General features: G+C 39.9%; 15 protein-coding genes. 4 read left to right on the top strand and 11 right to left on the bottom strand.

The genetic code is table 11. The annotated features are described in order from the left end of the window. Positions 1–786: a HisA/HisF-related TIM barrel protein gene (locus tag M1F03_RS06370; RefSeq protein WP_251463822.1), complete on the bottom strand. Its 786-nt coding sequence runs from the start codon at positions 784–786 to the stop codon at positions 1–3. Positions 787–1,128: 342 nt separating this feature from the next. Between M1F03_RS06370 and clcA the strand changes: the two genes are divergently transcribed. Further along, a complete protein-coding gene (gene clcA / locus M1F03_RS06365; protein WP_154624033.1) occupies positions 1,129–2,535 on the top strand; it encodes a H(+)/Cl(-) exchange transporter ClcA in 1,407 nt (468 codons plus the stop codon). Positions 2,536–2,583: 48 nt separating this feature from the next. Here the strand turns inward: clcA and tehB are convergent, their stop codons facing one another. The 5 genes from tehB to M1F03_RS06340 form a co-directional block, all read right to left on the bottom strand. Next, positions 2,584–3,471 carry an SAM-dependent methyltransferase TehB gene (gene tehB / locus M1F03_RS06360; RefSeq protein WP_251463820.1) on the bottom strand — a complete coding sequence of 296 codons (888 nt, stop codon included), beginning with the start codon at positions 3,469–3,471 and terminating at the stop codon, positions 2,584–2,586. 114 nt (positions 3,472–3,585) lie between these two features. After that, positions 3,586–4,665: a linear amide C-N hydrolase gene (locus tag M1F03_RS06355; RefSeq protein WP_154624031.1), complete on the bottom strand. Its 1,080-nt coding sequence runs from the start codon at positions 4,663–4,665 to the stop codon at positions 3,586–3,588. 354 nt (positions 4,666–5,019) lie between these two features. Beyond that, positions 5,020–5,826, bottom strand: a complete 807-nt coding sequence (locus M1F03_RS06350) for a topoisomerase IV (protein ID WP_154624030.1) — start codon at positions 5,824–5,826, stop codon at positions 5,020–5,022. 202 nt (positions 5,827–6,028) lie between these two features. Further along, the gene (locus tag M1F03_RS06345; RefSeq protein ID WP_154622050.1) at positions 6,029–6,607 is read right to left on the bottom strand and encodes a YceI family protein; all 579 of its coding nucleotides are present in this window, start codon (positions 6,605–6,607) and stop codon (positions 6,029–6,031) included. A 14-nt stretch (positions 6,608–6,621) separates the two neighbouring features. After that, positions 6,622–7,179, bottom strand: a complete 558-nt coding sequence (locus M1F03_RS06340; RefSeq protein ID WP_154622051.1) for a cytochrome b — start codon at positions 7,177–7,179, stop codon at positions 6,622–6,624. A 397-nt stretch (positions 7,180–7,576) separates the two neighbouring features. Between M1F03_RS06340 and M1F03_RS06335 the strand changes: the two genes are divergently transcribed. Continuing rightward, positions 7,577–8,215, top strand: a complete 639-nt coding sequence (locus M1F03_RS06335) for a glutathione S-transferase family protein (RefSeq protein ID WP_154635592.1) — start codon at positions 7,577–7,579, stop codon at positions 8,213–8,215. 136 nt (positions 8,216–8,351) lie between these two features. Here the strand turns inward: M1F03_RS06335 and M1F03_RS06330 are convergent, their stop codons facing one another. Further along, the gene (locus M1F03_RS06330) at positions 8,352–8,969 is read right to left on the bottom strand and encodes a malonate decarboxylase holo-ACP synthase (protein ID WP_154623863.1); all 618 of its coding nucleotides are present in this window, start codon (positions 8,967–8,969) and stop codon (positions 8,352–8,354) included. A gap of 216 nt (positions 8,970–9,185) precedes the next feature. On the opposite strand from M1F03_RS06330, the gene M1F03_RS06325 reads away from it, so the two are divergent. Both M1F03_RS06325 and M1F03_RS06320 read left to right on the top strand, forming a co-directional pair. Then, positions 9,186–10,154 carry an FUSC family protein gene (locus M1F03_RS06325; RefSeq protein ID WP_154623864.1) on the top strand — a complete coding sequence of 323 codons (969 nt, stop codon included), beginning with the start codon at positions 9,186–9,188 and terminating at the stop codon, positions 10,152–10,154. Between the two features lie 193 nt (positions 10,155–10,347). After that, entirely contained in the window at positions 10,348–10,989 is a 642-nt protein-coding gene (locus M1F03_RS06320; protein WP_154623865.1) for an NAD(P)-dependent oxidoreductase, read from the top strand. Positions 10,990–11,038: 49 nt separating this feature from the next. Here M1F03_RS06320 and M1F03_RS06315 read toward each other — a convergent pair whose 3' ends face one another. The 4 genes from M1F03_RS06315 to M1F03_RS06300 form a co-directional block, all read right to left on the bottom strand. Beyond that, entirely contained in the window at positions 11,039–12,151 is a 1,113-nt protein-coding gene (locus tag M1F03_RS06315; RefSeq protein ID WP_154623866.1) for a class II histone deacetylase, read from the bottom strand. A 349-nt stretch (positions 12,152–12,500) separates the two neighbouring features. Then, complete coding sequence (gene iolB, locus M1F03_RS06310) at positions 12,501–13,340, bottom strand: 5-deoxy-glucuronate isomerase (RefSeq protein ID WP_154622771.1); 840 nt, start codon at positions 13,338–13,340, stop codon at positions 12,501–12,503. 142 nt (positions 13,341–13,482) lie between these two features. Then, complete coding sequence (gene iolE / locus M1F03_RS06305; RefSeq protein ID WP_154622770.1) at positions 13,483–14,376, bottom strand: myo-inosose-2 dehydratase; 894 nt, start codon at positions 14,374–14,376, stop codon at positions 13,483–13,485. A gap of 32 nt (positions 14,377–14,408) precedes the next feature. After that, entirely contained in the window at positions 14,409–16,313 is a 1,905-nt protein-coding gene (locus M1F03_RS06300; RefSeq protein WP_251463816.1) for a bifunctional 5-dehydro-2-deoxygluconokinase/5-dehydro-2-deoxyphosphogluconate aldolase, read from the bottom strand. Positions 16,314–16,326: the final 13 nt, after the last annotated feature.

Here is a 16,326-nt window from a genome sequence, read left to right as displayed (position 1 = left end):
CTATTCAATATCGTGACTCTTGGTAGCCAATAATGCATTAGGTAAATTTATTAAGCCTATATGAAGCGCTTGACCAAGGATGACCCCTTCAATACCTTGCCTACGCATAGTCGATAATTTTTTAATATCATCAAGTGAAGCCACACCACCACCAGCGATAATCGGAGAAGCCGTTTTATTACAAACTTGCTGTAATAAATCAAAATTAGGAGAGGAAAGCATCCCACCTCTGTCAACGTCGGTTACAACATAACGTTGACAGCCTATTTTGTTCAGCCTTTCTAAAACGGGCCATAGCATTTTATTGATGATATTCCACCCTCGGCTTGTAAGATAATATTGTCCTTCTATTTGTTTAACATCCAATGCTATTGCGATCTTGTCGCCATATTCCATAAGCACCTTTTCGCACCAAGCTACATTTTCCAGCGCTGCCGTACCGATATTCACTCTTTGGCAACCTAAATTAAGTGCTCGAGATAATGTTTCATCGTCACGTATCCCCCCACAAATTTGCACTTGCGCATTCGCTTTAACAACGGCTTCCTTAATGGATTGATAATTGTCACCTTTACCAGCAGCCGCATCCAAATCAACCATATGAACGTATTTGGCGCCAGCATTTTGCCAGCGATTAACGACTTCAACTGGGGTTCCAAGGATCTTGTTATCAACTTGTGCTTTATTATAGTGTTTACCCTGCGTTATTTTAATTGCAGTCTGAGAAACCATTGCATAGCCAGATACAATATCGATTGAAGGATAAATATCTAAAAATTTAAGCATCGTTAAACCTAATTATTCGTCACTAACGGAGCTAAATATTAGCTTACTGATTATTTAAGTCACAATCTCAATAAAAATTAGAGCATTACTTATTATTATTACGCTTAAATAGCTTAAAGCACCCTCTATAAATAATTAGCTATTAATCTTCATAATCTTTTTCTTAATCATTCATAACTCATCATTATCCAATAGTTTAAATTAGAAAAATTTCGTTTGGTTTACGTTATCTTTTAAATAAAATACCTAACAATAAATTTATGGTATGGTTTAGCGAACTTACTGTTGTGCTAAAATAATCACTATTTGTTACTCATTACCAATATAGAGAGTCATAAAAAGATGTCCGAACAAAGTCCCATTAGCCAATCTGCAATGAAATATCGTTTTGGAATACTCAGACGATTGAAAGAGTCTAATAAGACACCAGTGACGATTTTACTTTTAGCCGCAGTCATTGGCGCATTTGTGGGCCTTATTGGTTCTTTGTTTGAATTAGGGACAACTTGGGTAAGCAACTACAGAAGTAGCACTGTTGGTGAACTGGTCACTGATAAATGGCTAATAATTCCAGCCATGTTTGCTGTATCTGCCATATTAGCGATGGTGGGATACTATTTAGTGAAAAAAATATCTCCGGAGTCTGGAGGCTCAGGTATCCCAGAAATCGAAGGGGCTTTGCAAGATTTACGCCCAGTCCGTTGGTGGAGAGTGATCCCCGTTAAATTTTTTGGTGGACTAGGAGCTTTAGGTTCCGGAATGGTACTGGGCCGTGAAGGCCCTACCGTACAACTGGGGGCTAATATAAGCCAAATGTTTTATGATATTTTTCGCGTTAAAAATAATGAGTCACGTCACACCCTATTAGCCGCAGGCGCAGCAGCTGGTTTATCAACAGCCTTTAATGCACCGCTTGCTGGTATTTTATTTGTCATTGAAGAAATGCGCCCACAATTTAAATACAGCCTGATCTCCATCAAAGCTGTCTTTATTGGCTCAATCACGTCTACGATTGTCTACCAGTTAATCAGTGGCCAAGCAGCGATTCTAAACATCGGACAATTTTCATCTGCCCCGCTAAACACGCTATGGCTTTATTTAGTCTTAGGGCTGTTGTTTGGTGTCGTGGGTATTTGTTTTAATAATTTTTTACTCTACCTGCAAACTAAGTTTCTCGCCTTCTATCAAAATAAAGTATCCCGCTTTGTATTAATGGGGGGGTTAATTGGTGGTAGCTGTGGTGCTATTGGCGTTTACGCGCCTGAAATTGTGGGGGGAGGCTTTTCAATGATCCATCAGATGATGGCGGGAAGCTTTACAATCTCCCTTTTAATTCTATTTTTTGCTTTACGCTTTCTAACATCAACGATCAGTTTTAGTTCTGGAGCCCCAGGAGGCATTTTTTCACCCTTACTCGCATTAGGCACACTTTTTGGTGGGATCTATGGTTACTGTGTTTTAGAAATTTTTCCTGATTATCAAATTGAAATAGGGACTTTTGCTATTGCGGGTATGGGAGCATTATTTGCAGCAACCGTTAGGGCACCATTAACAGGGCTAGTTCTTGTCCTTGAAATGACCAGTAATTATCAACTGATTTTACCGATGATTATTACTTGTTTAGGTGCAACTATGGTCGCACAACTACTCGGCGGTAGACCGCTTTATTCTGTTTTATTAGAAAGAACATTACAACGAAGTGCAGCAGAAAAATCAGAAGAGCAAACAAAAACGGTAAATCAAGCCTAACTCATTGGCGGGATGGTATACATCCCGCCATCATTAACCAATAAGCACTTATTTCTTTTTCGCGATTAAGGTAGCGAAATTGAGTTTAATACGCTGACCTTGTGCATCAGTTCTATGAAGATGACCTGGATCCTCATTATATTTTAGAATTTCCCAATCTTTATAATATCCGCTTAATTCCCCTGCTTTAAGAAAACATTTAAATGGAACTAAGTCTAAAGGTGCGTTCGGTGTTTCTACTGCACAGACAATGACATTAATACCGCCAGGTAATGTGTGAGCTTGCATATCGGCAATGATATCGGCTATGTTTTCACGCTGTAAAAACATTAAAACGACGGTTGAAACAATTAAATCATAATCACCTTTGATTTGGTGGCTATTGATATCATAAATTGCGGTTTTAATGTTTTCTATACCCGCTTGTTTTTTCACCAAATCAATAGCTTGAATATGCTGTGGATTAATATCTACCGCAGTGACATCATAACCTTGCAGCGCAAGATAAAAACTATTACGACCTCTTCCTGAACCTAAGTCTAATGTTTTGCATGGTTGAGATAGTTTATTTTCACATAAAAATCTGACTTCAGAATGTGGGATAGTTAATCCGTGTTCTTTATAGAATTTAATGTCAGGATGGCACAAGAAAGAGAGTTGGCATTGCATATCATCACTACAGGATGAAATTCGATGCCAAACTTGTGGTTCAATTACCGGAGGTTGATTATCAACATCAAATGTGAATTTTTGCTCACTCCCATCATCAGCAAAAATAACAAAATCAAGAGAACCTTTTAGCACTTTCAGTTGCGCGTAAGTCTCTTCTTTTGTGTTGTGGCGCTCTTGGAACATGAGAGGCAGAGAAGCTTTATCCCATACCGGCATGGTTTTATAACAAACTAACTCGCTCATATCATCACCTTTAAGTTGCATATTAAATACATCTTATAATGTTATTCGATTACCTGCAAAGGTTTCATAAGGTGATAATAGATAGCTTGATCAAAATCAACCTTCAGGACTCCCAGAAGGTTGATGACGATAAATTTAATAACCGAGTTGTTTCGCTGATAACCCTAAAAATTCAAAAGGCTTGCTATCCACATATTCATTGGTCGCATCACCTGAAAAAATATTGCTCTGCTCAACGCCAAGACTTAATTTTTTCACCTTGCCTGTTTCTGCTGAGAAATCAATTTTTTTAAGGTCGGTCCAGAATATATTTGGGGTTAATGCTGACTCAAAGAAATATAATTGACGCTTATGGTCAACCAGCGTTCTCCAGCGTGTCGATGAAATTTCAGGGGAGTTTTCAGTCGTTAATCCATATGGAACTGACACATTACGGATCACCCCAAACACGCTTGCTACAGCCTTATTAGGCGTGGTTTGTTGTGGGATAGCATTCACATAAAACTGTGCGCGTGCAAACCTATCTGCTGAACGGTTTGTGCCGGGTAGCATCACCGTACCACCAATGCCCTGCCAATATTCCTGCATAGCTAACTGTTTTTCATAGGTAGGAGAGTTGGTCATAACTTGGTAATTACGGCTATGATGAATAACTTGTTTACCATCAATGTACTCAATAATCGCGCTATCACCACTTGCATCAGACAAGGATAAATGTAATGTCGCCAAGCGATCCTGCCCTGGTACATTATCTGTCATGACTAATAATGGCGTTTTTTCCAATGCAGCGACTGCTTCAGCAACCGTAGCATAGTTATCTAGCATATATTGAGCCCATAATGAGATCGATAATGCCGGTTGTTTATCATTTGCTTGCGGATATTTTGATTCAGCTAACCATAATAAGTTAGCCACTAAACCTTTTTCATTAACCCCGTCTGTCGTTGAAATATCATAACCTGACGCGATCACGCTGCCATACTTTGATTTCCATTTGAGGGAGTTAGGTCCGGCAATACCATCCCTATCCATACCTCGTGGGAGGATCCATAAATTGGTTCCAATATCATATTTCCAATCCATCGTTCTAGCGGTCATGGTCTGCTGATCCTCACCCAAATAAACCACTCGAGTACAAGCTTGAGTCACGACTGAGGGAACATAAACCGCAGCCGCAGTGAGTAAGGCGACCATGCTTTTCTTAACAAATGACATCTTTCCTCCTAGATACAAAGACTTACCGCCGATAGATTTTAAACATATCATAGCCAAAAAATTGATGGATCAAATAAATAAAATATATCAACTGAACTCAATAACAATATTCACAAACTTAATGAATATAAAATGACACTCTGACGTTAAAAGTATAGAAGAATTACCGCGTAATCACACGGTTGATTCATCATTTGAAACACACAATAACAATTACATGCTATTTAGTCGCGGAAGTTAATTATGATGAGTGAGAAATATTTTCGGATAGAAAAAAGCATGCTAGAGAAGATAATTTGGTTGAAAACGCAATATCCCATCATTTTTTCATGGGATATTGCAATCCATAATCAACTAATTAGCGGCTGAAAATAGCGCTCGTAAAAAAGCAGCTTTTTTCTGATTGTCAGGTATAGCGAGAATTTGGTCGTAAAAACTCATCGTTATACGACAAGTCACTGCTGGCTGCTGTTTCGCTTTATCTAAATTTTCAAGCAATAATGTTTGATCGCCATATTTTGCAACAAGCTTTTTCTGAATGCCGTCCAAAATTGCAGCTTGTTCTTCACGTGAGACCATTGGCTGTTTGATGCCTGATTCAGTTGAAAGTAATAAATCATTAGTTGCTTCCAACTGTTTAAACAATACCGCATGACTTTTTGCTGGGGGAATTATCGCTGCCGAATCCCGTAAATATGGAAATAGAGAGTAGAAACATGTTTTCCCTGAAGGGTCAGTTTCTAACAACACATTCAAATAATCATTTACTTTACTCGTAAAGTTGATAACTGATTTATCTGAAGCATAAGGTATACGCTCAATAACTAACTGCATGACACTGCCAACGATCTGGTCAAATATATGGCGAGTCAGTAATTCATTCGATGGCTCATAGTCACGAACAATTTGTTCAAAACTTGAATACGCTTCTGGGCTTAATTTTTTAATTGTGCCAATGACAGGCATTTGTTTTTCAAGCTTAGCTAATGCCTCTACTTGAACAGCGCTTAATGGTGCCTCTAAAGAAGTTGTCTGAGCTTCAGCATCCGTTTGCGTCGATAATGTATTATTATCTTTACCTAACCAATAAAAACCGAGCGCAAATGCAATAAAAATAATAACAACAATCAATGCTGTTTTGCGTGAACTATTTGTCTTCAAGGGCCCCTACCTTTATAACAGTGCCTATAAATAAATAACCTTAATTGACTTATCTAAAATATTATTTTTTAAGTCAATTAATTATTAATACATTCTACCCCTTTATAAAGTGAATTAGCTATAGGAAAAAAGGAAATTACCTAGCTAAAAAAAAGCGCCCAGTGACAAAAGGACACTGAGCGCTTTTTAGCTGAAAAATTAATTACTTGTCTTGTACGCCCTCTACTGAAATCAGTAGTTCAGCTTCTTGGGACTTAGGTCCTAAATCAGATTTAATGTTAAAGTCTTTCAGCTTAATATTGCCTTGTGCTTCAAAACCTGCACGATATCCACCCCATGGGTCTTTACCTTCACCCATCAATTTTGCATCTAATGTAATGGGCTTCGTAACACCATTTAATGTGAAGTCGCCTGTGATCTTGTAAACATCACCTTCTTTCTTCACTTCAGTAGAAACAAATTTTGCTTCTGGGTATTTAGAGGCATTCAAGAAATCACCACTACGTAAGTGTTTATCACGTTCTGCATGGTTGGTATCGATACTGCCTGTTTTAATTGTTACTTCGACTTTATCTTTTGATGGGTCTTTCGCATCATAAGTAAAACTACCATCAAAATCCTTAAAGCTACCATATACCCAGCTATAGCCTAAATGTTGGATACGGAATTCGATAAATGCGTGCTGACCTTGCTTATCAAATTTATAGGTTTCCGCTAATGCAGAACCCGCTGTTAAAAATAATGCACCTGTTGCCAGACCAAGAACCGTTTTCTTCAACATAATTATCTCCACGTTTATTTATCGGGATTAAAACCCAACATTCTTTTTAAAGTAATATCACGGTCAAAAAAGTGATGCTTAAATGCCGCAAAAGCATGTAAAACTGATAACAAAACAACTGCCCAAGCTAAATATAGATGAATTTCACCCGCGGTATCGGCTTGCGTTGCCGCCCCAGTAAATAAAGCCGGCACATCAAACCAACCAAACACACTTATTGGTTGACCATCCGCAGTAGAAATTAAATATCCACTTATCAAAATGCTAAACAAGATGATATAAATCAAAATTTGAGCAGTTGCAGAACTTATTTTGGTTAAACGGCTATAACTCTCAAGAGGTTTAGGTGGGGGAGAAATAAAACGCCAAACCACACGAAATGCCATAACAATAAATAATAAAATACCTATACTTTTATGAATTTCAGGTGCTTGATGATACCAGCTATCATAATAACCGAGAGTCACCATCCATAAACCCAATGCAAACATTCCATATACAACAATTGCAACTAACCAATGTATGAGCAGCGATAAATGCCCATAGCGAGTGGTACTATTTTTCCATTGCATAATTAATAACCCTACAAATTAAAAGGCGATCACTTTTTAATAACCTACTGTAATCATAAGGGGATTTAAAAATTATTCCTATCCCTAACTTAAACAAATATTTTGTTGAAGATATTCAAATACTATCAACATAATCATTGTTTTCTAAAAAAACATTTTTTGTCTAGCCTAAATAATTAATGTAAATAAAATTAACTTCAGTTTATGTAAATAATAGAAACCATTTATTTAATTACTCGTATCTAAGGTGACTTTTTTTATTATAATTTTAATTCATAGCATATACTTTTAATATATAAGACTACTGTATTTATCTTTCTTTAAATTTTTTAACATGCTAATTTTAGGAGCCTTCTTAATTTCTATGACTCTTCGCTGATCATCCGGTAGGTATATTATGTATAAACTTTGGATTGCTAATAAAAATTATTCTTCGTGGTCACTCCGACCCTGGGTATTACTCAAAACTTTAGGTATCCCTTTCGAAGAAAACCTTTGCTATTTTGACATTGGAAGCGGTCACAATAGCTATGACAAATTTAAAGCATTCTCTCCCTCAGGCCTCGTCCCCTGCCTTATTGATGGAAAACAAACAGTTTGGGATTCCCTAGCGATTTGCGAATATGTGTATGAAGCGTATCCACAAGTATGGCCTAAAGATAAACACGCGCGGGCATGGGCGCGCAGTGCGAGTGCGGAAATGCATTCTGGATTTACCACCCTTCGTAAAGAATGCGCAATGAATCTTTCTCATCATGCCCCACTAGAAAAAATTTCCCGAGAACTACAAACAGATCTCAAGCGTCTCCAACAATTATGGCAAGAAGGCCTCACAACCTTTGGTGGGCCGTGGCTAGCCGGAGATCAATTTACTGCCGTAGATGCCTTTTATGCCCCCGTTGCGTTTAGAATTCGCAGTTATCAATTACCGATCAGCAATGCTGCTCAGCAATGGGTTGACCGTATGGTCGCATTATCGGCGATGCAAGAGTGGCTTCAAGCGGGATTAGCTGAACCTTTTGTAGAACATCTATGATACGTGCGTTTGGGCTGAAAACAGCCCAACTCACGACTTTCTATCGATTAGAAAAAAATCATCTGTACGAACATCAAAATTAATTTTTGCGCAACACGAACAAATAACAAGCATAATCAGTCTGTTATGCCATCAATTACAAATTTTCATCCCATGGGTCCGCCGTTATGACTGCTCCTCGCGGTGTATGGAGTGTCACCTGTTCATTTTTAAACCATTCCGCTAATGAGAAGCCACCTTTTGGCGTTTCAATATGAATATCAATCCGACATAAAGGTGTATTCGCTTTAATCGCGAACTCAGCAAAATCTTCTTTTTTATGGCGTGTAGGACAACGGATTAATACGTCAAGATCACAATCGGCAAGCATGCTTTGGATGTCAGTCACTAATGTATAAGCACAGCTTCCGGTCACAGCCCACGCCCACGGCCAATTATGCTGTGAAAGTAATAACAGTACTTGTACAGGCGGTAATGCGATAAACATAGAACGTTGCAATTCACGGGAATTCGCAACTAATGATTCTACATTCATAATGTGAGTAATAGCTGACTTATCAATTTGCGTGATAAAGCGCTGACCCGGCTTTATTCCTCGAATTCCCACTGAAAGTTTTTCTTGAGCCGTTGCCTCTCTACGCACAACCAATGGTAGTTGCTTATTCCATTGAGAAATAACCCATTCAGGCAGTGATTCCTTCGGCAAATCATCAAGGCTACTGATCCAGACAAAATCATGGGGATTCACTTGCATCACTTATTCCTTATTTTCATTATAACGACATGCTCTGCCATTATTATGCATTTTTTAGCATGCAAAAAATACCGTTAGCTTTATTTTGGCTGAAGTTTGCCTTTTGTCTGTGAATTCAAATGGATTGATTGATAGACAGCGTTTAACTAAGATCTGTGTTAGTATAAATTACCTTAATAAATAATAACTTACACTGCAAATTGTGAGCATCTTTTTATGAGAAAAATACCAGCGATTCATGACGGTCTCATGTTTAGTGGCTGTATGCTATTAAGTGCAGCAGTCGCTTTTGCTATTATGGATGTGCAAGCTTCTATGTGGGCCGCTTTCTCAACCTTATATGCATTTAACCTTTTTAATGCCGCGAAAGAGTACAAGAACTATTTCTATACCGCTTTTTGGCTTGCCATGATCATGGCTGCGATTTTTATCGGGGATACATTACGGTTAGGCACAGGTTTTTATATTTATCTCGCCATTTTTTCATTTATTTATTACCAGTTGTATGGCACGGATCCTGTGATGGATTTGACCATGAAATTTATGATTATCATGTCAACCATCGGCACTATTTTACCTGATATTTCAAAAAGCCTTGCGCTTGGTTTTTTAATCGGTAGTAGCGTCACTCTAATGACTTGTTATCTCTTAAGCCAAAAGATGCATCGTCACACTATCCTAACGGGCAGCCTTGTTGAACAAAACCTATTCACACTACGTAAGTATATCATCCCTAGATCAATGACTTACGCGATAGGTTTATTGCTTTCGTTAGCCATACCACGAATGTTAGATCTGGGCCATTTCTATTGGACGTTACTCACCTTTGTATTTGTTTTACATCCAAAATCACAAAGTATTATTCATATAACACTTCAGCGTGTAGCGGGAAGTTTACTTTCAGTTATTTTACTTTATTTTTTATTCAATACACCGCTAATGCCCTATATCGGCCTAATTTCCATCGTTGTTTTTGCATTTCTAATGCCGATGAGCTTCCATCACGGCTATACTTTTATGACTTTTATTGTAACCAGTTTAATTCTTTCGGTTCTCGAACAAGTCATCTATTGGCGGCATCCTGCATACGTGCTGCTCTTTGATAGAGTATTAGAAACCGCGCTAGGTGGTGCCATCGCCATTATCACGAGTATCGTCTTAAAACTATTTCGAGATGCCAAATAATGCGTTGCAAGGCGGTCCGATTGCAACGCAATGAGATGCAAAGCGGCTCGTAATGTTCAGTAAATTGATAAGGGAATACCACTATAGCCATACAGAATGAGATATACTCAAAGAAAGCTACGTAGAAAATCTGTATCAATTATGGTTATAAAATGACTATAACTCATATTGTCAATCAATTGCGGGGCAAAAGATGAAAATATCAATTATTGGAGCAACAGGTTTTGTTGGTAAGCCATTGGTTGAAGAAGCACTGCTACGCCAACACCAAGTGACTGCCATTTCACGTCACAGTAATAGACTTCCACAACATGCCCATTTGATAACCTCTTCAGGTGACATTACTGATATTTCATGGCTAACAGCCCGACTGAAAGGACAAGATATTGTGATCAGTGCTTTTAATGGTGGCTGGCAAAATCCTAATCTATACCAAGATACCGTGATAGGTAATCAAGCTATTTTACAAGCGGTCAAGCTATCCGGTGTCAAGCGATTAATTGTTGTTGGCGGTGCCGGCAGTTTAGAGATAGCCCCCGGTATAGAATTGATTGATTCTCCCGATTTTCCTGAGGAAATTAAACCTGGTGCGCAGGCTGTAAGAGAATTTAAGCAGGTACTACAGAATACGCCGGAACTGGATTGGACCTTTGTGTCTCCCGCGGCCATATTAGAATCAGGAGAGCGTACTCAAACATTTAGGCTTGCAGGTAACCAGTTGCTCATGAATGGTCATGTTCCAGCCAAAATTTCCGTTGAAGATCTGGCTGTGGCTATTCTTGATGAAGCAGAAAAGCCACAGTTTATTCATAAACAATTTACCGTCGCTTATTAATAAATAGGGGCTTTGCATCACATTAGCAAACAGCCCCTATCGAATAAGATTACAAACCAAATTTTTCTTTTAGTTTATCTAATTGTTGCTGTTGAAAGCGTTCAAATTCATCCCTTGGCTGCTGAAGACCAATAAAATCTAATAGCGGGTCAATCACCTCAGTACGGACGCCACTCATCTCTTCTATGACAGCTAAGCCACAAAATGGTACGTAAGCTTCTGAATAACCGCCTTCATGAACAATAACCAATTTTCCATCACACAGCCTATCCGCGGCATCCATCACAAGCTGTGTCATTTCTCGAAAGCTTTCACTATGAAGTTGCATTCTTGCTAACGGGTCCATTGCATTGGCATCATAACCACTGGCAACAATGATCAGTTCAGGCTTAAAGCGTTCTAAAGCAGGTATAACGATTTGCTTCATTGCATAAATATAGCTATTGTGGCCTGCCCCCGCTAACAATGGGATATTCAAATTGAATCCTTCGCCTTCACCAACCCCAATATCATCTTCACCGCTATATCCCGGAGGGAAACATCCATCTTGATGTAGCGAAATCGCTAATACATCGGCGCGATCCCAAAAAATATGCTGGGTCCCATTACCGTGGTGAACATCCCAATCAATCACAGCAACGCGTTCTATGTTAAAACGCTCTTTTGCATATTCAATTGCCAAGGGAATATTGGCAAGAAAACAGAAGCCCATTGATTCATCAGGTAGACAATGATGCCCCGGTGGACGAGAAAGGCTATAAGCATTATCCAACTCACCTTTCAGTACAGCTTCAACGGCTGCACAGGCTAACCCCACTGACAGTTTAGCGATTTCATAGCTTCCTGGACCTAATGGAGCCTCTTTACCCAATAAGCCACCGCCGTTATCACTCACCTGTTTGAAACGCGTTAAATATTCTTGAGGATGGATTTTGAGTAGGGTCTCTTCGCTCGCTGGCTCCGCAGAAGACAAAATAAGAGAGCGGCTTAGCCCTGAGACATCCATCAAGCTTTTTAGACGCCTTTTGGTTTCCGGTGATTCAGCATGAGAAGCGCCTGACGGAGGCTGAACCCAACCACCAACAGGCAATGTGGTTGCATGCAAACCAGTACTATGCCAAAAACAATGCTCATCAAAGAAAAAACCTGTTTTGCGCTTCATTCACACCTCACTCATTGTGTTTTTGTTTACACAAAATTAACACAACGGAAACATTCGAACAGATTAATATATTAATAATGTGATTGACATTACAATTCAGATTCAACCATTGACATGCTTTATAACTGATTCAATAAGAAAAAATCATTTATTAATATGGTAATAAATAAAAAAGCCGGTAATAAATTACCGGCAAATAGTAGATAACAGATTTTGGTTTTGGTACATACTCTAAAAATTCACATTGTCTCTAAATAACCGATCAAAGCGCGCTAATTCGTAGACCACATATACGGTATACCGTGCCTGTGAAAGGCTATTAACAAAACAAGCTAAACTCTCTGAGTATTCACGACGACTTTTTATCACGATGTTTAGCAGCATACTCTTCACTATTAACCCAGCTATGGTCTTTTTCCCATGTAAATAACCATTTACGTGTCGGACCAGCCATAACATTAAGATAATAGTTGTCGTAACCTGCCATTGTGGCCATTGGGTGATATCCTTTCGGCACCATGACGACATCTTTGTTGTAAACAGCCATACACTCATCTAACTCACGATCATCAGTGTAAACTCGCTGCATACAGAACCCTTGTGGCGGATTCAAACGATGGTAATAGGTTTCTTCTAGATACGTTTCTGCTGGCTCATTATCGGTATCATGTTTATGACTTGGATACGAACTTGTACATCCCTCATCGGTAAAGACTTCAACCACCAGTAAGCTATCAGCAGATTTATTATCAGGTAGGATGTTATGAACATAACGTTTGTTATTGCCATGGCCACGTTGCTCTGCACCAATGTCATCAGGCCCAATCAAACGTGTAGGATAAGTTCCTTTCCCTTTTGCTTGGCATACTGCTAGCTCTAGCGCCGTTTCTGCGGTTACTTCAACCGACTCTTGTGCTGTCACATAAACCGCATACGGCTTTTTGCGCTCAAAAGGATCCATACGGTCGCCAATATTTTCGAATGTCTGCTTTGGTGTTTTCACCGTTGCTTTACCCGCAACCAACACTAGACAAACTTCATTCTCAGATGCCGGCAAGGAAATAGATTCACCTTGTTTGAGTTCATACACATCAAAGTGCACATATCCCCAGTTAGCGGATTCAGGCGTAATATGCTGAGTACGCTTGTTTTCATCTGGAGAATGATACTTTGATAATAATTTTGACATATCGCTTACCTCGGCCTCTAAAACAAACTTTAAGCTGTGGAAGCTCAGTTACCCGAATCCTCGAAAATTATCGATTCATCGGGATAACTTCACTCTTCAATAACCTGTAACTCAAGCCATTGAGCTTCACTATGATGATTCGTTAGATCAGTCCTGCATCTTTAGCAAATTTATGCAGGTTGTTATAACCCATTGTTGCATATGTTAGTGGATGAGCAATAGCTGGGTCTTGTTCCGCTTCAACCACTAACCAACCATTTTCATATTGACTATTTTTCAATACTTTAAATACTGCTGGATAATCAACGCAACCATCTCCTGGTACAGTAAAGACACCCGCTAATACCGCATTCAAGAAACTGGTTTTACGATTTTTCACATCTTTAAGTACATCTGGACGAACGTCTTTGCAGTGAACGTGATTGATACGCTTAGCCCAACGCTTAGCAACTTCAACGGGATCAGCGCCAGCGAAAGTTAAGTGTCCAGTATCAAGCAGTAATCCCACTTCATCACCAGTGTGTTTCATTAGATTATCAACATCTTCTGCTGACTCAATCACTGTCCCCATGTGATGGTGGTAAGCAATTTGTACCCCTTGTGATAGGGTATATTTTGCAAATTCAGTCAATTTTTTACCGTATTCTTCCCACTTGTCCGCAGGGAATAAAGGGCGCATATGTACCGGTTTGTCTTGGTCGCCGTGTATGCAATGAGTCACTTCTGCGAAGACCATCACTTTAGCCCCCAAATCACGGAGTAGTGCTAAGTGCCCTTGTACTGCTTCAATTTCTTCTTCCACGCTGCGAGTCAGTAATTCACCTGAATACCAGCCTGAAACCAATTTAAGGTCATGTTTTTCTAAAATTGGGCCCAGAATTTCAGCCTTACGCGGAAATTTATTACCCAATTCAAAACCTGCAAACCCTGCCTGACGGCCTTCAGTTAAACATGTTTCCAGTGGCGTTTCTGCGCCCAATGTTGGTAAATCATCATTGGTCCATGTCAAAGGGTTAATTCCGAGTTGGATTGCCATGATGAAGCTCCTGTGTATAGGTAAAAGTAAAATTATTTACGCTGACGCCATAGGGCGATCAGGTTGTGGTAATTTGATTTAATCGTCTGTACTAGCGCATCATCGTCCATTTCACCTTTCATCCATTCGAGAGAAGGTTTAGCAAATAATGTGCGACCCACTGCGAACCCTTTTACAACCGATTTGCCCGCAGCAGCATTGAAGCCGGCTTCTAATTCAGCTTGTGGTGCATCTAGCCCCAATAGCACAACACCACGGCAATACGGATCACGTTCTTCGATCAATGCATCCACTTCATCCCAATTTTCAGCTTTCAATGGCGGTAATTTCCACCAGTCAGGTTTAATACCTAAGTTATAGAAGCGTTTGATTGCTCTGAGATAAAGTTCGTCATTACGTTCCATATCGGCTGGTAGAATGACTTCAAGTAGTAATTCATGACCTGATTGACAGCAAGCGCTATAGACCTCTTGAACGGTTTTTTCCTGCTCAAGGCGTAATGGATGATTATCTTCCGGGTGGAAGAAAACTAAACATTTCACGATATGCTCTTTTGGCCAACTAACTAGCTGTGAGCCAATATTACCGTGCTCTAAACATAGTGGTCTTGACGCGGGTAGTTCAATAGGACGCCCTATCCACCAACCGCGACCAGTCACATCATTCAGCACATCTTGGCCAAAAGTACTGTCACACAGTAGTCCTGCTTTGCCTTGCAAGTTAGCCTCTTCCGCCACTTCACAGCTTGCACGGAAAATCAATTTTTTCAGGTATGGAATACATGAAATATCAGCACCAGCAGCACGCGCCATATCGACAAATTGAATGCGATGATCAAAAGCCATTACGCACAATTCTTCCCAGTGTGTGGCTCGCGTTGTCACACGATGTAAATGATTAAGCATCGGATCCAAGTCTGGTCGAGGTACAGCAGCGGCTCGTTCAAGATAGTTATCTAATTCAATTTTGCTTGGCATCGCTGGTGCACAACCATGACGAGAAACGACTAACGCCCCACACGCATTCGCATAAGTACAGGCTTTTTCCCAACCTTCACCATTGAGATAACCACGCAATAACCCCGACATAAAGGCATCACCAGCCCCTAATACATTCAGGACTTCAACGCGTACACCTTTTACAGTAATTCCTTCATCCAAGGTTTCTGGGATCACATCGGTAAATACTGAGCATCCCAATGCGCCACGCTTACAGACTAATTCCGCCTTGGTTAGTTTTCGGATATTTTTTAATGCTTGGATGGTATCGGTCGAGCCGCCTGCAATGTGAAACTCTTCCTCGGTGCCAACAATCAAGTCAAATAGCGACAATACTTCTTGCAGCTGCTCGGTCACTTTGTCTGACTCAATAAAACGTGTCTCTCCGTCACCCAGTGAAGTCAATCCCCAAAGTACAGGGCGATAATCAATATCGATTGCGGTTTTCACGCCATTGCGTTTTGCATAGTCTAATGCTTTAAGGACCGCTGCACGGGTTTTAGGATGGGATAAGTGAGTCCCTGTGATAGCAAGGCAACGTGCTGAAGCAATATACTCTTCACTAAAGTCATCTGGCGTAATCGCCATGTCGGCACAGTTTTCGCGGTAAAAAATCAGAGGGAAAGTATCTTCATCTTTAATCCCTAAGATCACTAATCCTGTTAGCCTATCTTTATCGGTGATCAGGTGGCTGGTATCACAGCCTACACGTTGTAACTCTTCGCGAATGAAGCGTCCCATGTGCTCATCCCCAACACGGGCTAGCATCGATGATTTCAAACCTTGTATTGCCGTACCATACGCAACGTTCCCAGAAGATCCTCCGAGATACTTAGCAAAGCTACTCATATCCTCTAAGCGCGCACCAATTTGCTGTCCGTAAAGGTCAACGGCGATACGCCCCATGCAGATAACATCTAACTTCTTCTGCTTATCCATTAATTACCCCTTG

The organism is Providencia sp. PROV080 (assembly GCF_033688105.1).
Lineage (GTDB): Bacteria > Pseudomonadota > Gammaproteobacteria > Enterobacterales > Enterobacteriaceae > Providencia > Providencia zhejiangensis.
Note: the sequence above shows the minus strand (reverse complement) of the source record. Positions and strands in the feature narration are given on the sequence as shown.